At 68.9% G+C, this 23,389-nt stretch carries 19 protein-coding genes and 1 pseudogene; 18 read left to right on the forward strand and 2 right to left on the reverse strand.

Translation table 11 applies throughout. The annotated features are described in order from the left end of the window. Positions 1-1,076 precede the first annotated feature (1,076 nt). Positions 1,077-2,045 (forward strand): annotated as a pseudogene (locus NJ1_RS39590) (hypothetical protein); the annotation flags it as partial. 474 nt (positions 2,046-2,519) lie between these two features. Next, positions 2,520-3,431, forward strand: a complete 912-nt coding sequence (locus NJ1_RS36965; RefSeq protein ID WP_067704739.1) for an HAD-IIA family hydrolase — start codon at positions 2,520-2,522, stop codon at positions 3,429-3,431. A gap of 184 nt (positions 3,432-3,615) precedes the next feature. Here NJ1_RS36965 and NJ1_RS36970 read toward each other — a convergent pair whose 3' ends face one another. Then, entirely contained in the window at positions 3,616-4,374 is a 759-nt protein-coding gene (locus NJ1_RS36970; RefSeq protein WP_067704745.1) for a class I SAM-dependent methyltransferase, read from the reverse strand. 90 nt (positions 4,375-4,464) lie between these two features. On the opposite strand from NJ1_RS36970, the gene NJ1_RS36975 reads away from it, so the two are divergent. Genes NJ1_RS36975 through recN form a run of 4 tightly spaced genes read left to right on the forward strand, consistent with a single transcriptional unit; the run spans position 4,465 to position 8,392 of the window. Further along, positions 4,465-4,731: a hypothetical protein gene (locus tag NJ1_RS36975; RefSeq protein WP_067704747.1), complete on the forward strand. Its 267-nt coding sequence runs from the start codon at positions 4,465-4,467 to the stop codon at positions 4,729-4,731. A 1-nt stretch (position 4,732) separates the two neighbouring features. Further along, positions 4,733-5,629, forward strand: a complete 897-nt coding sequence (locus NJ1_RS36980; RefSeq protein ID WP_067704749.1) for a TlyA family RNA methyltransferase — start codon at positions 4,733-4,735, stop codon at positions 5,627-5,629. Then, positions 5,626-6,642, forward strand: a complete 1,017-nt coding sequence (locus NJ1_RS36985; RefSeq protein WP_067704783.1) for an NAD kinase — start codon at positions 5,626-5,628, stop codon at positions 6,640-6,642. The genes NJ1_RS36980 and NJ1_RS36985 overlap by 4 nt, the downstream gene beginning before the upstream one ends. Further along, positions 6,620-8,392 (forward strand): DNA repair protein RecN, encoded by a 1,773-nt coding sequence (recN, locus tag NJ1_RS36990; RefSeq protein ID WP_067704752.1) that lies wholly within the window; start codon positions 6,620-6,622, stop codon positions 8,390-8,392. The genes NJ1_RS36985 and recN overlap by 23 nt, the downstream gene beginning before the upstream one ends. Before the next feature lie 358 nt (positions 8,393-8,750). On the opposite strand, the gene NJ1_RS36995 is transcribed toward recN, so the two are convergent. After that, positions 8,751-9,170, reverse strand: a complete 420-nt coding sequence (locus NJ1_RS36995) for an SRPBCC family protein (RefSeq protein WP_067704754.1) — start codon at positions 9,168-9,170, stop codon at positions 8,751-8,753. 170 nt (positions 9,171-9,340) lie between these two features. Here NJ1_RS36995 and steA point away from each other — a divergent pair, with 170 nt between their 5' ends. The 12 genes from steA to NJ1_RS37055 form a co-directional block, all read left to right on the forward strand. Beyond that, positions 9,341-10,552, forward strand: a complete 1,212-nt coding sequence (steA, locus tag NJ1_RS37000; RefSeq protein ID WP_067704756.1) for a putative cytokinetic ring protein SteA — start codon at positions 9,341-9,343, stop codon at positions 10,550-10,552. A 7-nt stretch (positions 10,553-10,559) separates the two neighbouring features. Beyond that, a complete protein-coding gene (locus NJ1_RS37005; protein WP_067704758.1) occupies positions 10,560-11,480 on the forward strand; it encodes a copper transporter in 921 nt (306 codons plus the stop codon). Between the two features lie 98 nt (positions 11,481-11,578). Next, positions 11,579-13,318, forward strand: a complete 1,740-nt coding sequence (pyrG, locus tag NJ1_RS37010) for a CTP synthase (protein ID WP_067704763.1) — start codon at positions 11,579-11,581, stop codon at positions 13,316-13,318. Continuing rightward, on the forward strand, positions 13,318-14,016 hold the full coding sequence (locus NJ1_RS37015) for an NUDIX domain-containing protein (RefSeq protein WP_067704765.1): 699 nt from the start codon (positions 13,318-13,320) through the stop codon (positions 14,014-14,016). The genes pyrG and NJ1_RS37015 overlap by 1 nt, the downstream gene beginning before the upstream one ends. 185 nt (positions 14,017-14,201) lie before the next feature. Continuing rightward, positions 14,202-15,122 carry a site-specific tyrosine recombinase XerD gene (gene xerD, locus NJ1_RS37020; RefSeq protein WP_067704786.1) on the forward strand — a complete coding sequence of 307 codons (921 nt, stop codon included), beginning with the start codon at positions 14,202-14,204 and terminating at the stop codon, positions 15,120-15,122. Positions 15,123-15,317: 195 nt separating this feature from the next. Continuing rightward, the gene (locus tag NJ1_RS37025) at positions 15,318-16,211 is read left to right on the forward strand and encodes a ParA family protein (RefSeq protein WP_157574632.1); all 894 of its coding nucleotides are present in this window, start codon (positions 15,318-15,320) and stop codon (positions 16,209-16,211) included. A 104-nt stretch (positions 16,212-16,315) separates the two neighbouring features. Further along, a complete protein-coding gene (locus tag NJ1_RS37030; protein WP_422615814.1) occupies positions 16,316-17,260 on the forward strand; it encodes a segregation and condensation protein A in 945 nt (314 codons plus the stop codon). Positions 17,261-17,844: 584 nt separating this feature from the next. Beyond that, positions 17,845-18,465 carry an SMC-Scp complex subunit ScpB gene (scpB, locus tag NJ1_RS37035; RefSeq protein ID WP_067704791.1) on the forward strand — a complete coding sequence of 207 codons (621 nt, stop codon included), beginning with the start codon at positions 17,845-17,847 and terminating at the stop codon, positions 18,463-18,465. Then, positions 18,466-20,163 (forward strand): pseudouridine synthase, encoded by a 1,698-nt coding sequence (locus NJ1_RS41090; protein WP_339381307.1) that lies wholly within the window; start codon positions 18,466-18,468, stop codon positions 20,161-20,163. Between the two features lie 5 nt (positions 20,164-20,168). Beyond that, positions 20,169-20,897 carry a (d)CMP kinase gene (cmk, locus tag NJ1_RS37045; RefSeq protein ID WP_067704777.1) on the forward strand — a complete coding sequence of 243 codons (729 nt, stop codon included), beginning with the start codon at positions 20,169-20,171 and terminating at the stop codon, positions 20,895-20,897. After that, positions 20,894-22,309: a ribosome biogenesis GTPase Der gene (gene der / locus NJ1_RS37050; RefSeq protein ID WP_067704780.1), complete on the forward strand. Its 1,416-nt coding sequence runs from the start codon at positions 20,894-20,896 to the stop codon at positions 22,307-22,309. The genes cmk and der overlap by 4 nt, the downstream gene beginning before the upstream one ends. A 147-nt stretch (positions 22,310-22,456) precedes the next feature. Next, the coding region (locus NJ1_RS37055) for a serine/threonine-protein kinase (protein WP_157574630.1) at positions 22,457-23,389 on the forward strand (933 nt) is incomplete at its 3' end.

Genomic DNA, 23,389 nt, shown 5'->3' on the forward strand with positions numbered 1-23,389 from the left:
GAATGATGAGTTGGCGGGATCCCTCCCGTCAGCCCCCACGCGCGCCAGCGCCGCGGTCCGGGTTCCCCGCAAGACCTACAGACGAGAGAGGGATCACCGTGGCGGACGAGAACGACGGTCGCAAACCATTCCGCCGCACCGGCGGATCCAGTCAGGGCGGCTCCGGCCGGCCAGCGCGCGAGGGCAGCTCCGGCGACAGACGCGATCAGGGTGGCTCCGGCGCCCGCGGTGGCGACTCCAGTCGCGGCGGGTTCAACCGCAGCGGTGGCGGCGACCGTGGTGGCTTCAATCGCGAAGGCGGCAATTCCGGGCGCGGTGGGTACTCCCGCGACGGTGGCGGCAGTCGCGACGGTGGAAACCGGGACAGCGGCAACCGCGGCGGCTTCCGTCGCGACAATGACAGCAGTGGTGACCGCGGTGGTTCGAACCGCGAAGGTCGCGGTGGATTCAACCGCGACGCCGACAGCCGTGGCAGCGGCGACCGGGGCGGCTTCAACCGCGGCGGAAGTGGCGACCGCGGTGGTTTCAACCGTGGTGGCGACAGTCGTGACGGGAACCGGGGTGGCGGGTTCAACCGTTCCGGTGAAGGTCGCGACGGTGGCGAACGCGGTGGATTCAACCGGGGCGGCGACAACCGCGACAGCGGTCGTGGCGGGTTCAACCGTGACGGCGACAGCCGTGGCAGCGGCGACCGGGGCGGTTTCAACCGCAGCAGCGGTGGCGGCGAGCGCGGCGGGTTCAACCGCGGCAGCGACAGCCGTGGTGGCAGTGACCGTGGTGGTTTCAACCGTGGTGGCGACAGTCGCGACGGGAACCGGGGTGGCGGGTTCAACCGTTCCGGTGAAGGCCGTGGCGGTGGCGAACGCGGCGGATTCAACCGGGGCGGCGACAGTCGCGACGGCAATCGCAGCGGTGGCGGCGATCGTGGCGGTTTCACTCGCGGTGGCGACAGTCGTGACGGTAACCGCGGCGGATTCAACCGCAGCAGTGACAGTCGTGACGGTAACCGTGGCGGATTCAACCGCAGCAGCGATAACCGCGGTGAAGGCGGTCGCGGTTTCAGCCGTGACAATGGCGAGCGTGACGGCAACCGCGGCGGCTTCACGCGCGACGGTGGCTCCCGCCCCGACCGTGGCGATCGAAAGAGCTTCGGCGGCAGCGGTTTCGGCGGCGACCGCCGGGACAACGCCGGTGGTTCGGATCGGAATCGGTCCGATCGCCCGGAGCGTTCGGAGCGTCCCGATCGCGATCGGTCCGAGAACTCCGGGCGCGGTGAAGGTTTCAAGCGTGATCGTTCGGACCGTCCCGGAGGCGATTCCGATCGCCGCCGCGGTGGCGAGGGCGCTTTCGCCGGCGGCCCTCGTTCGGGTGAGCGGCGCGCGGCACGTCCGGACGAGCCGGAGCTGCCCGACACGGTGCAGGCCTCGGATCTCGAGCCGGCCGTTCGCCGCGACCTGCTGAGCCTGGACAAGACCAATGCCGAGGCCGTCGCCCGGCACCTGGTGATGGTCGCGCAGCTGCTGGACGAGGATCCGGAGCTGGCTCTCGAGCACGCCCGTGCGGCACGTCAGCGTGCCGGTCGCATCGCGGTCGTCCGCGAAACCGCCGGTGTCGCGGCATATCACGCCGGCGAGTGGGCGGAGGCGCTGTCCGAGCTGCGCACCGCGCGCCGCATGTCCGGTGGCGCGGGCCTGCTCGCCGTCATGGCCGATTGCGAGCGCGGCCTGGGTCGTCCCGAGCGTGCCATCGAGCTGGGGCGCAGCGACGAGGCTCGCCTGCTGACCGGTGACGAAGCCTCCGAGCTTCGCATCGTGGTGGCCGGCGCCCGCATGGATCTGGGTCAGCACGACCAGGCCGTGGTCACCCTGCAGACCTCCGATCTGGATCCGGCCCGCACCGGTTCCGCCGCTGCCCGCCTGTTCTACGCCTACGCGGAGGCTCTGCTGGCCGCGGACCGTGGCGACGAGGCACTGACGTGGTTCATGAACGCCGCCTCCGCCGACAGCGATGGTGAGACCGACGCCGAGGAGCGCGCGGCCGACCTCGCCGAGGGCGGGTCCGGACACAGCGACTGGACCGCCGAGTTCGACGACGACGATGACGAATCCGACGGCGCCGACGACGAATTCGACGATGCCGACGGCGATTCCGACACCGACGGTACCGAGGACGACGAATCGGCCGATGCGCACGACGAGGCAGACGCCGACGAGCCTGCCGACATCACCGCCGAGGCCGACTCCACCGAGGCACCCTCGCCGAAGCGTGCCGATGACATCGACGGCGAGCAGTAGCAGTCGCCTGACGTAACCGAAGGGGCGATCCCCGGGGCTCAGCTCCGGGGATCGCCCCTTCGGCATGTCCGGGGCCGGTGCATCGTCACGGCTCGGTATGGGTTGCGGAGGTCGCTTCGGACGATCGCCCGTGATGGCCGATACTGTTGGTCCGGTCAGGAAGTCGGAATCCTCGCCCCGACGGGCGCGGGATCCGGCCACGAAGGTGTGAGAAGGGCGGCGTAAATGCGGCTACGGGACCGTTTCGGCGCACTGCTGCTGGATCTGGATGGGACGCTCTTTCGCGGGCACGAGGTGATTCCCGGTGCGCCGGAAGCACTTTCGGCCACCGACGACTCTCGCCAACAGCTGATGTACGTGACGAACAACGCCAGTCGATCCGCAACCGCGGTGGCGGTGCATCTGCGCGAACTCGGTTATGCCGCAACCGAGGACGAGGTGGTGACGAGTGCGCAGGCCGCCGCGCACCTGCTCGCGGCGCGGCTCGCTCCGGGTGCGACGGTGCTGGTCGTCGGCACCGAGGATCTGGTCGCGGAGGTGAAGGCCGTTGGCCTGGAACCGATCCGCCGTTTCGAGGGTGCGGCGCCCGCCGCCGTGGTGCAGGGACACAATCCCGAAACCGCCTGGCCCGATCTGGCCGAAGCCGCGTACGCCGTGCGCTCGGGTGCGCTCTGGGTGGCGGCCAATACCGATGCCACCCTGCCGACCGAGCGCGGTCTGGCGCCCGGCAACGGCTCCATGGTCGCGGCCCTGCGCACCGCGACGGGCGCCGATCCCCTCGTCGCGGGCAAGCCGTACGCGCCCCTGCTGGAGGATGCGCTCACCCGGGCCGGAACCCGGGACGCGCTCGTGGTCGGTGACCGCCTGGACACCGATATCGACGGCGCGCACTGCGTCGGCCTGGAATCGCTCCTGGTCCTCACGGGGGTGAGCACGCTGGCCGATCTGCGCACTCAGCGCCCGGACCACCTGCCCACCTACATCGCCGAGTCGCTCGACGCCCTCAACCATCCGGTCGTCGACGCCGCGCCGCTCACTCCCGCCGACGGCGATATCGCCGACGCCGTCGCGGCCCGCTTCGCCGCGAACCCGGGCCGGGCGGTCGTGCTCTCGGCCCCACCCACCGACCGCGGCTGAGCGCCGGGGTATCCGACCTGTCGGTGGTCGCGGCCGCCCGCGGAGATTCGGTGTCGGACTCGTCCGAGCTGGTACTCGCGAGCACGTAGACGCCCGGAGGCGGACGGAGCTTCCGGGCCGTTGCCCGTAGGCGCCGGCGAGCACTCGACGGCACACGGCTCGGCGATCCGGTCTCGGCGCGGACTCAGTTCGGCTTGCGCGCCTCGAACAGCGTGCGAGCCGAATACGCCACGAACGGACCGTCATTCGCGATCTGCTCGTGCAACTCGCGCAACCGGTCACGGTACTGCTCGACGGTGAAGCCCGGCACCATCCAGATGACCTTGCGCAGGAAGTAGACCACCGCGCCGATGTCGTGGAATTCGACGCGCAGGCGTTCGGTGCGGCGGTCGAGGATTTCCAGCCCGGCCGCGCGGGCGTCGGCGCTCTCCCGTTCGGGATCGCGTCCGAGCCGCGCCTCGGGTTGCGGGCCGAGGAAGTATTCGACCAGTTCGAATACGCTGGCGGGCCCGACGTGCTGGGCGAAGTAGGTGCCGCCCGGTTCCAGCACGCGGGCGATCTCCGTCCACCAGATGGTGGCCGGATGCCGGCTCGTCACCAGATCGAACGCCTCGTCACCGAAGGGCAGCGGCGGTTCGTCCGGATCGGCGACCACGACGGCGCCGCGCGGATGCAGCAGCCGGGTGGCCTTGGCGATATTGGGCGGCCAGGACTCGGTCGCGACCAGAGTGGGCGGGAACTTCTCGGCCTCGGCGAGCACCTCGCCGCCGCCGGTCTGGATGTCCAGGGCCGCGCCGGCCGTCGCGAGACGCCGGGCCTGCTGCCGCTGGAATCCCCAGGACGGACGCTGTTCGGTCGCCCGGCCGTCCAGCCAGGAGAAATTCCAGCCGTCCACCGAAACGGCGGTGGCTTCGTCGATGAAGTCGTCGAAGGTGCGGTCCATTGTCCGAATTCTTCCCCATTGCGAGGATGGCCCGGTACCCCGACACGGTACGTGTGTTCGAATGCGAGTTCGGGTAGCGTTGTCGCCACGATGAGTACGCCGACGCCGCATCCGCAGATTCCCGTGCCGGGACCCCGCCCGGGGATTCCGATGCCCGGGCAGCATCTGGCGGACGCGAATCAGGAGTTCGCCGATCCGCAGCGGGTGCGCGCGGACGTCGATGCGCTGCTGACCGAACTCACGGCGGGGGCACGGGATTCGGTCGCCGACGGCACCGATATCGTGCGCCGCGCCCGCATTCTGGAGCAGGCGCACGACGTTCTGGTGCACGCCCTGGCAACGGTGGACAAGATCTGAGGTGGCCAGGCGCGCACGGGTGGACGCAGAACTGGTTCGCCGCGGGTTGGCGCGATCGCGAGAACACGCGGTCGAACTGATCACCGCGGGCCGCGTCCTGATCAATGGAACGGTCGCCACCAAGGCGGCGACGGGTGTCGAGGTCGGCGCTCCGCTGCTGGTGCGCGACGAGCCCGACGAGGTGCAGTGGGCCTCGCGCGGGGCACACAAATTGCTCGGCGCGCTGGCGGCTTTCGCGCCCGCGGACACCGCGAGCGACGGCGTCACGGTCGAGGGCAAGCGCTGTCTGGACGCGGGCGCGTCCACTGGCGGCTTCACCGATGTGCTGCTCAGCCACGGCGCGAAGCAGGTGGTGGCCGCGGATGTCGGCTACGGCCAGCTGATCTGGCGATTACAGAACGACGATCGCGTTCAGGTGCACGACCGCACCAACGTTCGCGCGCTCACTCCCGAACTCATCGGCGGCACAGTCGAATTGGTCGTCACCGATCTCTCGTTCATCTCCCTGGCGCTGGTGCTGCCCGCGCTCGCGGCCTGCGCCGCCCCGGGCGCGGATCTGCTGCCCATGGTGAAACCGCAGTTCGAGGTCGGCAAGGACCGGGTCGGGGCGGGTGGCGTGGTGCGTGATCCGGCGCTGCGCGCGGAGGTCGTGCGCGAGGTCGCCGCCGCGGCGGCGAAACTGGGTCTGCGCACCCGCGGCGTAGTCGCGAGCCCGCTGCCCGGCCCGTCCGGGAATGTCGAATATTTCCTGTGGTTGCGCAAAGAAGACACCGCACAGCACCCCACCGCCGACTCACCTGTCACCGACGCGGGGGATACTGTGTCCGCCTACGGTGCGGATGAGGAGGCTCGAGTGGCGGCGCTGATCGATCGGGCGGTGCAGGAGGGTCCACAGTGAACGCGCCAAGCTCGGCGGGGAACACGGCAGACACGGCCAGGGAGATTCTGCTGGTCGCGCATCCCGGGCGAACCGATATCCAGGAGACCGCGCATCGCGTGGCCAAGATCTTCGACAGTGCGAGCATCGGCCTGCGGGTCCTCGAGGACGAGGCCTACAGCACCCGTTTCGATCTGGACGAGACCGGTCAGACCGACGGATTTCCCGTGCGGGTCATGGAGCACACGCCCGATGCGGCGGTCGGCTGCGAGATGGTGCTGGCCCTCGGCGGCGACGGCACCTTCCTGCGCGCCGCCGAGCTCGCGCGCAACGCTTCGGTGCCGGTGCTCGGAATCAACCTGGGCCGCATCGGTTTTCTCACCGAGGCCGAGGCCGAGAATCTGGACGAGGCGCTGGCACAGGTGGTGCGCCGCGACTACACCGTCGAGGCGCGCATGACCATCGATGTCACGGTGCGCGTGGACGATACGGTCGTCGAGCGCGGCTGGGCGTTGAACGAGGCCAGTATCGAGAATGCCGCGCGCATGGGCGTGCTGGAGTTGGTCCTCGAGGTCGACGGCCGCCCGGTGTCGGCATTCGGTTGCGACGGTGTGCTCATCGCCACTCCGACCGGTTCCACCGCGTACGCCTTCTCCGCGGGCGGTCCCGTGGTGTGGCCGGAACTCGAAGCGCTGCTGGTGATCCCGAGCAACGCGCACGCCCTGTTCGCGCGACCCCTGGTGACCAGCCCGGAGTCGCTGATCGCCGTGGAAACCGTTGCGACGGGCCATGATGCGATAGTTTTCCTCGACGGCCGACGCACCCTCGCACTGCCGCGGGGCGGCCGGGTCGAGGCGGTCCGCGGGGCCGAGCCGGTGCGTTGGGTACGACTCGATTCCGCACCGTTCGCCGATCGGATGGTGCGCAAATTCCAATTGCCCGTGACAGGCTGGCGAGGCCGTTCGTCTGCGCGGCCAGGCGAGATCGAAGACCGCCGAACGGAGAGCACAAGTGCTGACAGAGATCAGGATTGACGGCCTTGGCGTAATTTCCACCGCCACCGCCCAATTCCATGAAGGATTGACCGTTCTGACCGGTGAGACCGGTGCGGGCAAGACGATGGTCGTCACCAGCCTGCACCTGCTCAGCGGAGCGCGCGCCGACGCCGGACGGGTGCGACTGGGGGCGTCGCGGGCGGTGGTGGAGGGTCGCTTCACCACCGAGGAGGCGCACGACGGCGCCCGCAACGAAGTCGCGGAGGTGCTCGAATCCTCCGGAGCCGAACAGGATGACGACGGCAGCATCATCGCGGTGCGCACCGTCGGCAGCGACGGCCGCTCCCGCGCACATCTGGGCGGCCGCAGTGTTCCGGCCTCGGTGCTCTCGGACTTCACGACCCCGCTGCTCACCGTGCACGGGCAGAACGATCAACTGCGCCTGCAGCGTCCGGATCAGCAATTGCACGCGCTGGACCAGTTCGCGGGCGACTCGGTGGCGACGCTGCTCGCGAAATACCAGAAGGCCCGGCGTATTTGGCTCGATGCGCGCAACACGTTCCTCGAACGCACCGCGCGCAGTCGCGAATTGGCGCTCGAGGCGGACCGGCTCACCCAATCCCTGGCCGAAATCGACGGTGTCAAACCGCAACCCGGTGAGGATGAGCAGATCGTCGTCGAGGTCCGGCGACTCTCGGACCTGGATTCGCTGATGGAGGCCGCCGCCGCCTCGCACGACGCGCTGGCCGGCCCGTCCGACAATCCGGGTGAGGGTTCCGGCGCGCTGGAACTGCTCGGAACCGCCCGCGCTCGCATGGAGGCCGCCGAGGATCCGGCGCTGGCCGCGCTGGCTCCCCGTCTGGGCGAAGCGATTTCGGTCGTGGTCGACCTGACCACCGAGCTCAGTTCCTACCTCTCGGACCTGCCGTCCGATCCGGGCGCGCTCGATTCGCTGCTGGTGCGCCAGGCCGAACTCAAGACCCTGACCCGCAAATACGCGCCCGATATCGACGGCGTGATCGCCTGGGCCGACGAGGCCCGCACCCGTCTGGATTCGCTCGACGTCTCGGAGGAGGCGCTCGCCGCGCTGTCCGCCGAGGTGGAGACGGCCGCCGGCAAGGTCCGTGAGACCGCGCGCAAACTGACCGCCGCCCGCACCAAGGTGGCCGGAAAGCTCGCCAGCGCCGTCAGCACCGAGCTCGGTGGCCTGGCCATGGGGCGCGCGCGGCTCGAGGTCGGCATCGCGCCGATGCCCGCGGGAGTTCAGGATTCGGCGCCGCTGACCATCGACGGTCAGGAGGTGCACGCGGGTTCGACCGGTGTGGACGAGGTGGAATTCCGCCTCGCCGCGCATTCGGGCGCGCTGCCGCTGCCGTTGAGCAAGAGCGCGTCCGGCGGTGAGCTCTCGCGCATCATGCTCGCGCTCGAAGTGGTCCTGGCCAGTTCCGAGCACGGCACCACGATGGTGTTCGACGAGGTCGACGCCGGTGTCGGCGGCCGCGCGGCGGTGGAGATCGGCCGCCGCCTCGCCCGCCTGGCCCGCACCCATCAGGTGATCGTCGTGACCCACCTTCCACAGGTGGCGGCCTTCGCCGACACCCACCTCGTGGTCGACAAAGTGGACGACGGCAAGGGCGTCAACTCCGGTGTCCGCTCCCTGACCCAGGACGAACGGGTGATCGAGCTGGCCCGCATGCTCGCCGGTATGGGTGACACCGAAACCGGCCGTGCCCACGCCTGGGAACTGCTCACCACCGCGCACGCCGAAAAGATCGGCGCCGCCAGCTGATTCGCGGGCCCCGGCCGAGTATTCGGCTCGGCCGGTGCGGGTCGGGGCGTGCGCTCCACGGCCGCGTCGAGGTGGACCGCCGGTGTTCCGGGCCGAGACGGTGGCCTCGAGGCCTGGATTCATGACGACGGTGCCGGTCCGAGGTTCCGGTAGGCCGGGGGACGGTCGATCAGGGCGCGGGTGATCTGCGGCCGGGTGGTGCCGGTTCGGGAGACGGCGATACGCCGAAGGCACGACGAGCAACGGCCGCCGACCCGCACGAGGACATGCGGGTCGGCGGCCGTCGTGTTGTCACGGACGCAGTGTGTTCACCGCCGCGCCGCCGCGGGCGGCGCGGCGCGTGAACGACGAGACGAAACTACTTGACGGCCTTGCGAACTCCGCCGATGAGCTGGTTGGTCAGACCGCGCAGGCCGACCTCGAGGATCTTGGCCGGAACGGGCAGGCTCGGCTCGGACTCCATGGTGTAGACCACGCGGGTGCCGCCGGGCGCGTCGGAGAACGCGATGGTGCCGACGTGGCGCTTGACCGGCGCGCCGGCGATCACGCGGTAGACCATGCGCTCGCCGGGGACCAGTTCCGTGGTCTCCTCGGTGATGCCGATCCCGGCGAGGCCGAGGTGGTACTGCGCGCCGACTCCGGACGGCGCGCCGATGCCCGGCTTCTTCAGCGTGATCTTCACGGGGAGCTTGCCGTTGAGGCTGTCACGCTCGCTGAAGAGCTTGTAGACGACCTCGCGCGGCGCGGAGATGACTGTATCGACAGTGGTGCTGACCATTCGCGCAGCATATCCCTACTCCTCGGTAAGTTGATAGACAGGAACGGACAGGACTGCGAATCGGATTGCTGTCCGATTGCGCGATCGGCCGCCATCGCTGTGACGGGTGAGGGAGATGGTGCGGCGCGCCTCCACCAAAGGTCGAGACTTTGCGGTAATCATCGAGCGTTATGAAGATGCTGGCCTTGCTGTCGCGTAATACCGAAACGCTTCCAGGTCTGACCGGTATTGCCCGCGTCGACCGCAATACCCGCCGTTTGCTGCAACGTGTCGGTGCGGGGGACATCGTGTTCCTCGACGAGATGGACCTGGACCGACTGACCGCCGATCGCCTGGTCGAAGCAGGCGTCGCCGCGGTGGTGAACGCCTCGCCGTCCATATCGGGCCGCTACCCGAATCTGGGTCCGGAAGTGCTGGTGTCCAACGGGATTCTGCTGCTGGACGCGGTCAGCTCCGACGTCTTCACCAAGGTCAAGGACGGCGCCAAGGTCCGGCTGTGCGAGGGCGTGATCTACGCCGACAAGCTGGCCAAGAAGGAGCCCGAGGCTCTGGTGGAGGGCATCGAGCTCACCGAGCTCGGCATCGTCGAGCGGATGGTCGAGGCTCGCAACGGCCTGGCCGATCATCTGGAAGCGTTCTCCGGCAACACCATCGAGTTCATCCGCACCGAAAGTTCGCTGCTGATCGACGGAATCGGGGTGCCGGACGTCGAACTCGACATGAAGAAGCGGCATGTCGTGGTCGTCGCGGACGGTCCCGATCACGCCGAGGACCTCAAGCGGATCAAGCCGTTCATCAAGGAGTACGCGCCCGTCCTGATCGGCGTCGGCCGGGGCGCGGACACCCTGACCCGCGCCGGATATCAGCCCGACCTGATCGTCGGGGATCCGGAGGAGATCACCGCGACCACGCTCAAATGTGGCGCCGAGGTGATCCTGCCGGCCGACACCGACGGGCACGCGAAGGGTTTGGAGCGCATCCAGGATCTGGGGATCGGCGCGACCACCTTCCCGTCCTCGGGCGCACCCGCCGATCTGGCGCTGCTGCTGGCCGACCATCACGGCGCCTCGCTCATCGTGACCGTCGGCGCGGCCGCCTCGCTGGACGACTTCTTCGACCGCGGCCGCCGCGACTCCAATCCGGCGACCTTCCTGACCAGGCTCAAAATGGGCACCAAGCTCATGGACGCGAAAGCCGTTGCCGCGCTGTACCGCCACCGGGGCTCGGGATCGGCCGTCGCGCTGGTGGTGCTCGCGGCGCTGGTCGCCCTGATCGTGGCGCTGCTGGCCACGAACCTGGGCGGTGAGGTGATCACCTGGGTGGCGCACACCTGGGATCGGTTCTCGCTGTGGGCTCACGTGAAATTCGACCAATTCAGGTAGGGGAAGAATGATCTCGTTTCGCCACCACGCCGTCTCGATCGCGGCCGTGTTCCTGGCCCTCGCGGTCGGCGTGGTGCTGGGCACCCGCACGCACGGCGACGGGTTCTTTCCCGGCACAGGGAGCCGGCAGCAGGTCGAGGATCTGCGTGCCGCCAACGATCGGCTGACCGAGCAGTTGAAGGCGTCGGACAGTTTCCTGGCCGGGTCGGCGGGCAAGCTGCTGGCCGGAAGCCTGGCCGATCGCAGCGTTCTGGTGTTCACCACCCCGGATGCCGACAGCGCGGATGTGGATTCGGTGAACGCCGCGCTGAGCACCGCCGGGGCCAAGGTCACCGGCCGGGTCGATCTCACGGGCGCGTTCACCGATTCCTCGGACGGCGATCGGCTGCGCACCGCGCTGATGAACGTCGTTCCCGCGGGCGCGCAGCTGAAGATCGACGCGGTCGATCAGGGCAGCCTGGCCGGTGATCTGCTGGGCCAGGTGCTGCTCACCGATCCCGCCACCGGGCAGGCTCGCGGTAGCGAGCAGGAACGCAGCCTGGCGCTGGAAACCCTGCGCGGCGGCGGCTTCCTGACCTTCGCCCAGGCGCAGCCCGCGCAATTGGCGGTACTGGTCACCGGTGACGGTGCGCGGGCCGATCAGAACAATCGCGGCACCATCATCGCGAGGTTCGCCGGTGGTTTGCGCTCGCACAGTGCGGGTGTGGTGCTGGCGGGTCGCTACGGGGCCGCGGACGGGCCGGGCCCGATCGCGGTCGCGCGCGAGGAGGCCGAACTTGCTCCGGTCACCACGGTCGACAATCTGGACCACGAGATCGGCCGGATCACCACCGTGCTCGGGCTGACCGAGCAATTGGGCGGCGGGACCGGGCGATACGGCACGGGCGCGAAGGCGACCTCCCTCACAGTGGCGGCCATGCCGCGCTGACATAGCGGCCGGTCCGTCCCGCAACAGTGAGGCAATCTTCGGACGTCGGTGCGCGAGCCTTGGATGGCTACCGGAAATCCGTGTTACCGTGAAGTCCCGTGGGTAATTCACGGATTCCGGCGCGCTCCGCTCATCACTTGACCGCCACGAAGCACATATTCGTCAGCGGTGGTGTCGCCTCTTCACTCGGTAAGGGTCTGACGGCCTCGAGCCTCGGGCAGTTGCTTACGTCACGCGGTTTGCGCGTCACGATGCAGAAGCTGGATCCGTATCTGAACGTCGATCCCGGCACCATGAATCCTTTCCAGCACGGTGAGGTATTCGTGACCGAGGACGGCGCGGAGACGGACCTCGATGTCGGTCACTACGAACGCTTCCTCGACCGCGATCTGTCGCAGGACGCCAATGTCACCACCGGACAGATCTATTCGTCCGTGATCGCGAAGGAACGCCGGGGCGAGTACCTCGGCGACACCGTGCAGGTGATCCCGCACATCACCGATGCGATCAAGAGTCGCATCACCGCGATGGCCGCCCCGGACATCCACGGGCACATCCCGGATGTGGTGATCACCGAGATCGGCGGCACCGTCGGGGATATCGAGTCGCAGCCGTTCCTGGAGGCGGCGCGGCAGATTCGCCACGACGTGGGCCGGGACAACTGCTTCTTCCTGCACGTCTCGCTGGTCCCGTACCTGGGTCCCTCGGGCGAGCTCAAGACCAAGCCGACCCAGCATTCGGTGGCGGCGCTGCGCAATATCGGCATCCAGCCCGATGCCCTGATCCTGCGCTGCGACCGCGATGTGCCGCAGCCGCTCAAGAACAAGATCGCGCTCATGTGCGATGTCGAGGTGGATGCCTGCATCTCGACCCCGGACGCGCCGTCGATCTACGACATCCCGAAGGTGCTGCACCGCGAGGGCCTGGACGCGTACGTGGTGCGCCGCCTGGGACTGCCTTTCCGCGACGTGGATTGGACGGTGTGGGGCGATCTGCTCGATCGGGTGCACAACCCGCGCGAACAGGTCACCGTCGCGCTGGTCGGCAAATACGTCGATCTGCCCGATGCGTACCTCTCGGTCACCGAGGCGCTGCGCGCGGGCGGCTTCGCCTCGCGGGCCAAGGTGAACATCCGCTGGGTGCAGTCGGACGAGTGCGAGACCGAGGCCGGCGCACGGGCGCATCTGTCCGATGTGGACGGCGTGCTCATCCCCGGCGGCTTCGGCATTCGCGGCATCGAGGGCAAGGTGGGCGCGATCCGCTACGCCCGCACGCACAAGATCCCGCTGCTGGGCCTGTGCCTGGGTCTGCAGTGCGTGGTCATCGAGGCGGCGCGCTCGGTCGGGCTGACCGATGCCAACTCGACCGAGTTCGAACCGGACATCAAGTACCCGGTGATCTCGACCATGGCCGATCAGGAGCAGGCCGTGGCCGGTGAGGCCGATCTGGGCGGCACCATGCGCCTGGGCGCGTATCCGGCTGTGCTGACCAAGGATTCGGTGGTGGCGCGGGCCTACGGTGAGACCGAGGTGTCCGAGCGGCACCGGCATCGCTACGAGGTCAACAACACCTACCGCGACAAGATCGCCAAGAGCGGTCTGAAGTTCAGCGGCACCTCCCCGGACGGCCATCTGGTCGAGTTCGTGGAACTGCCGCAGGACAAGCATCCGTTCTTCGTCGCCACCCAGGCGCACCCGGAGCTCAAGTCGCGTCCGACCCGCCCGCATCCGCTCTTCGCCGCGCTGATCTCGGCCGCCCTGAAATACAAGGCCGCCGAACAGCTTCCGGTGGAGATCCCGCAGGAGGCTCCGGCTGACAAGGGTGAGAAAGTGTCCTGATGACCTCCTCCGACAGCGACCGGGCCGCCGAGACCACCGAATCGGCGCCCGGCACGCACGAGTTCGACACCGTTTCCAGCCGTATCGCGTACTCGGGCGCGATCCTGGCGCTGCGACTGGATCAGGTGGCCATGCCCGGTGGGCGGGTCGCCGAACGCGAGGTGATCGAACACCACGCCGCGGTAGCCGTCGCGGCGTTGGACGAGGACGAGAATCTGGTGCTGATCAACCAGTACCGGCATCCGATCGGGCGGCGTCTGCTGGAGCTGCCCGCCGGATTGCTGGACAAGCCGGGGGAGGACCCGCTCGAGGCCGCCCAGCGTGAGCTGGCCGAGGAAACCGGTCTGGCCGCGCGCACGTGGGCGGTGCTGGTGGACGTGGCGCTCTCGCCCGGCTTCACGGACGAGGCGCTGCGCATCTACCTGGCGTCCGATCTCTACGACACCGACCGGCCCGACCCGGAATTGGAAGAGGCCGACATCCAGATTCGGCGCGTGCCCCTCGACGAGGCGGTGCGCGCGGCACTGGCCGGTGAGATCACCAACGCGACGGCGGTCGCGGGGGTCCTCGCGCTGGTCACCGCGCGCGCCACCGGTGCGACACTCCGCCCCGCGGATGCCCCGTGGCCCGGTATGCCCACCGCGTTCCTGGAACGCAAGGCCGCCGCCCGCGACGCCGAGGGGAACACCGCCACCTGACGGCGACGAAGACCGAGCGGTCTCGAACACGTGTTTCGTTCGGGCACTTCGTCGGTGGCTGCTGCCATGATGTGGCGCATGTACGACACCGCATCGGCACTCCTGCCCGCCGGGTACGTCGATGCGCCACGCTCGGGGCGCCTCGACGCGAGGCGCCCCACACGCGTTCCGCTGTGGTCTCGCGCATGCTGACTCACCAGATCGACGCCTACCTCGATCATTTGACGGTCGAGCGTGGTGTCGCGCGCAACACACTCAACGCCTATCGCCGCGATCTGGGCCGGTATCGGGATTTCCTCGACTCGCGTGCCATCGCGACACTGGCGGAGGTGAAGGAAACCGACATCGGTGAATTCGTGATCTCGCTGCGCGCGGGTGACGCGGATCATCCCGCGCTGGCGGCGAGTTCGGCCGCGCGGGCGCTGGTCGCCGCGCGCGGACTGCACCGGTTCGCCGCCGCCGAGGGCATCACAGTCGCGGATGTCGCGCATCCGGTGAAACCGCCCGCACCGGCCCGGCGTCTGCCCAAAGCCCTGCCGTACGACCAGATTTCGCGCCTCCTGGACGCGGCGGGCGGCGACGCCGCGGACGGTCCCCGGGGTTTGCGCGACCGCGCGCTGCTGGAGCTGCTCTACTCCACCGGCGCGCGCATCTCCGAGATCACCGGTCTGGATGTCGACGACATCGACACCGCCGAACGCGCAGTGGTGTTGCGCGGCAAGGGCGGAAAGCAGCGCATGGTGCCGATCGGCCGCCCGGCGCTGGCGGCCGTGGACGCGTATCTGGTGCGCGGGCGCCCCGCGCTCTCGGTGCTCGGGCGGGGCAATGCCGCGCTGTTCCTCAATCATCGCGGCGGACGACTCTCGCGCCAGACCGCTTGGCAGACCTTGCAATCCGCCGCCGAACGCGCCGGAATCGCAGCTCAGGTGTCCCCGCACACCCTGCGGCACTCCTTCGCCACGCACCTGCTGGACGGGGGTGCGGATGTTCGGGTGGTACAGGAGTTACTCGGTCATGCCTCGGTGACGACCACACAGATCTACACTCTGGTGACCGTCGGGACGCTTCACGAGGTGTGGGCAACCGCGCATCCGCGTGCCCGCTGACAACTCTGAAGTGCAGGTTTACCGTGCGTGTCCGAACGTGGCTCCCACGCGGACAGGCGGTAGCGTCTATGAGGAACCCGTCCGCACACGCGGCCGGGCGCGTCGTCCTCCGGCACACCAGCCGCGGGGACGGAGCAGGTCAGGAACGTCGAAGGAGCAGCGGACGTGACGAAAGCCGGTGGTGCGGGCCAGCGGATCGAAACCGCCGCGCAAACCCTGTGGGAGGCCGCCGATGTGGCTCCCAGCGCGGAACTCGGTCCTACTGGACGCCCCTTGCGAGAAATTCCGGAGCCGCCCGCGCCCGATCACACCGGGCCCGCGCTGATCGTCGCGATGTGCAATCAGAAGGGTGGCGTCGGAAAGACCACCTCGACCATCAATCTCGGTGCGGCCCTGGCCGAATGCGGGCGCAGGGTCCTGCTGGTGGATCTGGATCCGCAGGGCGCGCTGTCCGCGGGACTCGGCGTGGCACACCACGATCTGGATCAGACCGTGCACAACCTGCTGGTCGGGCCGGGCAAGGTCACCGTCGACGATGTGCTGATGAACACCAAGGTCGAGAACATGGACCTGTTGCCCAGCAATATCGATCTGTCGGCGGCGGAGATCCAGCTCGTCAACGAGGTCGGGCGCGAGCACACGCTGGGCCGGGCGCTGGCGCCGCTGCGCAATCGGTACGACTACATCCTCATCGACTGTCAGCCTTCGCTCGGTCTGCTGACCGTGAACGCGCTGGCCTGTGCCGACGGCGTGGTCATTCCCATGGAGTGCGAATACTTTTCGCTGCGTGGGCTGGCGCTGCTCAACGACACCGTGGAGAAGGTCCGGGACCGGCTCAATCCCTCGCTCATGCTGTACGGCATCGTGGTGACCATGTTCGATGCCCGGTTGCTGCATTCGCGTCAGGTCATGACGCGCGTGGTCGAGGTGTTCGGCGATCTGGTCTACGACACCGTCATCTCGCGCACCGTTCGCTTTCCCGACGCCAGCGTCGCCGGTGAGCCGATCACCACCTGGGCGCCCAAATCCGGTGGCGCGGAAGCGTATCGGGCGATGGCGCGGGAAGTCATCCACCGGTCCGGCCGTTGAACGATCCTTTCGACCCAGCGTCCGAGCACGAACCGGCGGACGCCGATTCCGGCGCGCCCGCGACGTCCGGACAGCCCCGGACCGATCACGCCGAATCGAACGGAATCGTCTCGGACATCGTGGCGAGCGTCGCGGAGCCGGCGGCGGGTGTGCCGGGCGGGACGCCCTCGACTGGCGCTGCCGGGACGCCCTCGACTAGTCTTGCCACATCCGATGATTCAGACAAAAGCGGCAAATTCCATTTGCGGCTGGCCAATTTCGAGGGCCCGTTCGATCTGCTGCTGCAGCTCATCAGTTCCCGTCGGCTCGACGTCACCGAGATCGCGCTGCACAAGGTCACCGACGAATTCATCGCCTACACCAAGGCTCTGACCGCCAGCCTGGCGCAGAACCAGGGTCTGCGCGCGGACAAGATTCTCGATCAGACCACCGAATTCCTGGTCATCGCAGCCACTTTGCTCGATCTCAAGACCGCGCGGCTGCTGCCCTCGGGCGAGGTCGCCGACGAGGACGACCTGGAACTGCTCGAAATGCGCGACCTGCTCTTCGCGCGCCTGCTGCAGTACCGGGCCTTCAAGCAGGTGGCCGGACTGCTCGGCGAACTCGAAGCCGCGGCCATGCAGCGCTATCCGCGCGCGGTCTCGCTCGAGGAGCGCTACCTCGAGCTGTTGCCGGACGTTACGCTGGGAGTCGACGCCGCCGGTTTCGCGCAGGTCGCGGCCCTGGCGTTCACGCCGCGTCCGGTGCCGCGGGTGGGTCTGGATCACATTCACGCCCACTCGATCTCGGTCGCCGAACAGGCCGCGCTCGTGCTGGAAATGCTGAAGAGTCGTGGCATCGGTGGGTGGACGACGTTCCACGAGGTCTGCGCGGACTGCGAGACCCCGATCCAGATCGTCGCCCGCTTCCTGGCGCTGCTGGAGCTGTACCGGGGCAAGACGATCGAATTCGACCAGCCCGACCCACTCGGTCCACTCTCGATCAGCTGGATCGGCGAGCCAGAAGACCGACCGGCCGAACCGGTGAACATCGAGGAGGATTACGGGTGACCGAGCCAGAGCAGGGCCACGACGAGGGTATGGAGGACATTCCCGGCGACATCCCTCCTGTGCTCGGCGATATCGTGCGCGGCCTCCTCGATCCGGACCTCGTGGCGCGTGCGCTGAAGCGAGACGTCGCCGATCGCGCGCGCGGCGGCGAACGTCCCGATCCGGAAGCCGCGGACTCGCGCAGTGCCGTCGATCCGGATTCGCCGGGGGCGGGCGGTACCGAGTCGGAGAGCGAGGACGCCGGCGGAACGCACGATGCGCCCGGCGTGAACGCGGCCTCCTGGGCCGAGCGTGGCATCGCCGCGACCGGTGGCGCGGCGGACGCGGGCGCGAATCGGTCCGCGGTGACCGAAACCTCCGCCGCTGTGACCGAAAACTCCGCCGCTGTGACCGAAAACTCCGCCGCTGTGGCGGACAACTCAGCGGGCACGCCGAATGATGCGCCCGGCGACGTCGCCGAACCCCTGCCCGCTGTCGCGTCCGAGCCGGATATCGGGTCGGAGACGCCGATCCGGGGCGAGGCCGCCGACACCGATTCCGAACTCTCCGAGACCGCCTCGGACGACCTCGACTTCGACGAAGCGTTGGGCGAGGACCAATTCCGCGCGGCGCTGGAGGCGATGCTGCTGGTCATCGACGCCCCCGCGCCGGTGGAACTGCTCGCCTCGGCGATGAACGACGATCCGAAGCGGGTGCTGACCGCGCTGCGGGAGATGTCGGCCGAATTGACCGTGCGGCGCAGTGGCATAGATCTCAGGTTCGTGGGCGACGGGTGGCGTTACTACACGCGGACGGAGTACGCGCCCTACGTGGAACGTATGCTGTTGGACGGCGCACGTTCGAAGCTCACCCGCGCTGCTTTGGAAACCTTGGCCGTGATCGCCTATCGTCAACCGGTTACCCGAGCCCGAGTGAGTGCGGTGCGCGGCGTGAACGTGGATGGCGTGATCCGGACCCTGCTCGCGCGGGGGCTGATCGCGGAGGCCGGAACGGACCCGGAGACCAACGGCACTCAGTACCTCACGACCGAGCTGTTCCTGGAACGGATCGGCCTCGCGTCCCTGGCGGATCTGCCGCCGTTGGCGCCGCTGCTCCCGGGCGTCGACCTGATCGACGAGATAAACGAGAGTCTGGATACCGATCCCCGGTACCTCAGGCTCAAAAAGCCCGCCGAGGCGGATATCGACCTCGGTACCGAAGAATGAATGGACAACGTGAATACTCCCGCTCGCCGAGATGGCACACCGGAACGTAGTAAACGCGGATTCGAATCGCCCAAGGGTGATTCTCGCGCCGACCGCGGCCGGACCGACAGGTCCGAGTCTTCGCGGGGCGGATCTTCTCATGGCGGAGCCCGTGGCGGCTCGGCAAGTGGTGGCCGTGGCGCCGCCCCCGCTCGCGGCGGTTCGCGCGACGGCGGCTCCTCCTGGGGTGGCGGCGCACAGCGTGGCGGACAGAGTCGCGATGGCGGCTCGTCCTACGGCGGCGCGGGCCGCGGTGGTTCGCGCGATGGTGGATCTTCGTACGGTGGTGCCGGTCGCGGTGGTTCGCGTGACGGCGGTTCCTCGTACGGTGGTGCCGGTCGCGGTGGTTCGCGTGACGGCGGTTCCTCGTACGGTGGCGCTGGTCGCGGCGGTTCGCGTGACGGCGGCTCCTCCTGGGGTGGCGGTGCGCAGCGTGGCGGGCAGGGCCGTGATGGCGGCTCGTCCCACGGTGGCGCCGGTCGTGGTGGTCAGCCTCGCGGTGATCGCCCGTGGAACTCCGATTCCCGTGGTGGCGCGCCCTCGCGTGGCGGCGCCCCCCGTGGCGATCGTCCCTGGAATTCCGATTCGCGCGGCGGCGCCCCGTCTCGCGGCGCGGGCCAGGGCGGCTCCGGCCGCGGTGGCGACACCCGTGGCGGGGACAGCCGTGGCGGCGATACCCGCGGCAGTGGCGCCCGTACCGGATTCGGTTCGGACCGTTCGGGTTTCGGCCAGGATCGCAACGCGACCCGCGGCCGGATCGGTGGCGGCCGACCGCTCGCCCCGACCACCTCGCCGACCAACAAGAAGAACCCGAAGCCGGTTCGTCAGGTCTCGGGCCCGGTGCTGCTGAGCAATGCCAAGCCGGCCCGTCGCCAGCATGTCGACTCCGAGGGTCAGGCCACGCAGAAGAAGCTCCCGTGGGGCGAGGGTGAGCGCCTGCAGAAGGTGCTGGCCAAGGCCGGTGTGGCCTCGCGCCGCGTGGCCGAGGACATGATCGACGCCGGTCGCGTCGAGGTCGACGGCAAGGTCGTCAAGGAGCAGGGCCTGCGCATCGATCCCGAGACCGCCATCGTGCGCGTCGACGGCGTGCGCGTCGTGGTCCGCGACGAGCAGGTCTACCTGGCACTGAACAAGCCCAAGGGCTGGCAGTCCACCATGTCCGACGAGCACGACCGCCCGTGTGTCGGCGATATCGTCGCCGAGCGGATCGCGGCCGGGCAGCGCCTGTTCCACGTCGGCCGGCTCGACGCCGACACCGAGGGTCTGCTGCTGCTCACCAATGACGGTGACCTCGCGCACCGCCTGATGCACCCCTCCTTCGAGGTCTCCAAGACGTACCTGGCGACCGTCAACGGCGAGGTCAACAATCGCGACGTGGGCAAGCTGCTGCGCGACGGCGTGGAGCTGGACGACGGCCCCGCCAAGGTCGACAAGTTCCAGGTGCTGGAGGTCGGCCAGGGTCGTTCGCTGGTGAAGGTGGTCCTGCACGAGGGTCGCAAGCACATCGTGCGCCGCCTGCTGGACGCGGTCGGCCATCCGGTCATCGCGCTGGTGCGTACGCATGTCGGCCCGATCGCGCTGGGCGATCAGCGTCCGGGCACGCTGCGTGCTCTCGGTCGTGACGAAATCGGGAAGCTCTACGAGGCGGTGTCGTTGTGAACGGTATGGGAAGTCTGATCGACACGGCGGGCGCGCTGTCCGGTACGGCGCCGCTGGTCGTCGCCATGGACGGCCCGTCGGGCACCGGCAAGTCGAGCGTGTCGCGCAAGCTCGCGACCCGGCTCGAGGCCAGCTACCTCGATACCGGCGCGATGTACCGGGTCGCGACCCTGCGCGTGCTGCGCAGCGGCGTGGACCTGGACGACGCGGCCGCCATCGCGGTGGCGGTCAAGGAGCTGCCGATCACCATCGGCACCGACCCGAGTCACGAGGTGATCCTGCTCGACGGTGAGGACGTGTCCTCGGAGATCCGCGGCAACGCGGTCACCAAGGCCGTGTCCGCCGTCTCGGCCGTGTCCGAGGTGCGCGACCAGCTGGTCGCCATGCAGCGCGATCTCACCGCCGCCAAGGGCCGGATCGTGGTCGAGGGCCGCGATATCGGCACCGTCGTGCTGCGGGACGCGGACGTCAAGATCTATCTGACCGCGTCCGCCGAGGCCCGCGCCACCCGCCGCAACGTGCAGAACATCGCCGAGGGCCGGGGCGACGATTTCGAGGCGGTGCTGGCCGATGTGCAGCGCCGCGACACCCTCGATTCCACGCGCAAGGTGTCTCCGCTGCGTCCCGCGCAGGACGCGGTGCTGGTGGACACCAGTGAGCTGAACATGGACGAGGTCATCGACGAGCTGTATCGCGTTGTGCGGCAGCAGATTTCGGCAGGAGGATCGCAGTGACGCAGGACACCTTCGCCGGTGACGGTATCTGGTCGGACGAAACCGATTGGGAAGTAGCCGAATTCGAGGGCGAGCAGGATGCCGAACACATCCCGCTGCCGACCCTGGCCATCGTCGGCCGTCCCAACGTGGGCAAATCGACTCTGGTGAACCGTATTCTGGGCCGCCGTGAAGCGGTGGTCGAGGACGTTCCCGGCGTCACCCGTGACCGCATCTCGTACGAGGCCACCTGGTCCGGACGGCGATTCCTGGTGCAGGACACCGGCGGCTGGGAGCCCGACGCCAAGGGCCTGCAGCAGTCAGTGGCCCGCCAGGCCGAGGTCGCCATGCAGACCGCCGACGCCATCATCGTGCTCGTCGACGTCACCGTCGGCGCGACCTCGACCGACGAGGCCGTGGCGAAGGTGCTGCGGCGCTCCAAGACTCCGGTCATCCTGGTCGCCAACAAGGTCGACAACCAGAAGCTCGAGTCGGACGCCGCGGCGCTGTGGTCGATGGGCCTGGGCGAGCCGCACCTGGTGTCGGCCGCACACGGCCGCGGCACCGGCGATCTTCTCGACGTCGTGCTGTCGGTCTTGCCGGAGACCCCGCGCGAGGGCACCGGCGCTGTCGGTGGCCCCCGCCGGGTGGCGCTGGTCGGCAAGCCGAACGTCGGCAAGTCGAGCCTGATCAACAAGCTGTCCGGCCACGAGCGCTCGGTCGTGCACGATGTGGCGGGCACCACGGTCGACCCGGTCGACTCGTTGGTCGAATTGGGCGGAAAGCCTTGGCGTTTCGTCGATACCGCCGGTCTGCGCCGCAAGGTGAGCAATGCCAGCGGCACCGAGTTCTACGCGTCGCTGCGCACCAAGTCGGCGATCGAGGCCGCCGAGGTGGCGGTCATCCTGATCGACGCCTCCCAGCCGGTCACCGAGCAGGATCTGCGCGTGATCAGCATGATCGCCGAGACCGGCCGGGCCCTCGTGATCGCCTACAACAAGTGGGATCTGGTCGACGAGGACCGGCGCGAGATGCTGGAAAAAGAGATCGACCGCGAGATGGTCCAGGTCCGCTGGGCCATGCGGGTCAATATCTCCGCGCACACCGGCCGCGCGGTTCAGAAGCTGGTTCCCGCCATGGAAACCGCCCTGGAATCGTGGGACAAGCGCATCTCCACCGGCCGCCTGAACAACTGGCTCAAAGAGGTCGTGGCGGCCACCCCGCCGCCCATGCGTGGCGGTCGCCTGCCCCGCGTCCTGTTCGCCACCCAGGCGTCCACCCGCCCGCCGACATTCGTGCTGTTCACCACCGGCTTCCTCGAGGCGGGCTACCGCCGCTTCATCGAGCGCCGCCTGCGTGAGGAGTTCGGCTTCGACGGTTCACCGGTCCAGGTGAACGTGCGGGTGCGCGAGAAGCGCGAGCGCAAGAAGTAGTTTCCCGGCGCGGGTTCACAGACCCGCATCGAATCGGCCCGGGCCACGGATTCACCTCCGTGGCCCGGGCTTTCGTTTGCCCGGCGGGATTCGCGACCGGCCCGCGCGGGTGTACCGTTCCCACTGTTTGCGGTGCGAGGGGAACCAATGGTGCGTGTGGGCGAGGTGTTCGCCGGATATCTCATCGAGCGTCGGCTGGGGAGCGGCGGCATGGGGGAGGTGTACCTCGTGCGGCATCCGAGGTTGCCGCGCTCGGTCGCGTTGAAGTTGCTCGGCCGGGATCTGGCCGCCGACACCGAGATTCGCGCGCGCTTCGCCCGTGAAGCGGAGCTCATCGCCAGGCTCGATCACCCCAACGTGGTGTCGGTGTACGACCGCGGCATCGAGGACGGGCGGCTCTGGATCGCCATGCAGTTCATCGATGGCGGGGACGCCTCGGCGGTGGCGTCGGCGGAGTGCCCGCCGGGTGCGGCGGTGTTCATCGCCGCGGAGACCGCCAAAGCGCTGGACTACGCGCACGCGATGGGCGTTCTGCACCGCGATGTGAAACCTGCCAACATCCTGCTGGCGCGCCCCTCGCCCGGGCAGGACGGCCGAGTTCTGCTGACCGACTTCGGAATCGGCCGGCTGCGTGACGAATCGGTCCGGCTCACCCGCACCGGCACGCTCACCGCGACCCTGTCCTACGCCTCGCCCGAACAGCTGTCCGGCGCCGATCTCGACCATCGCTCGGATCAATACTCGCTGGCGTGCACGATGTTCCGCATCCTGACCGGGTCCACGCCGTTCCATTCCGAGAGCGCGGCCGCGGTCATCGCGGGGCACCTGCACCGCCCGCCGCCGCCGGTGAGCACCCTGCGCCCCGAACTGCCCCGAGCTCTTGACCCGGTCCTCGCGCGCGCCATGGCCAAAGCGCGTGAGGATCGCTACGGCTCCTGCCGCGAATTCACCGCCGCGGCCTTCGCGGCGCTCGGCGACGCCGCCGGCGGAACCACCCTGCCGGATCTGTCCCGGGTCGTGCTGTGGAGCGACCTCGCCCTGCCCGGGGGACCGGCCGCCCGCGCCGCGGCGGTGCGGAAC

Origin of the sequence: Nocardia jejuensis NBRC 103114, from assembly GCF_001613145.1 — a bacterium.
Taxonomy (GTDB): domain Bacteria; phylum Actinomycetota; class Actinomycetes; order Mycobacteriales; family Mycobacteriaceae; genus Nocardia; species Nocardia jejuensis.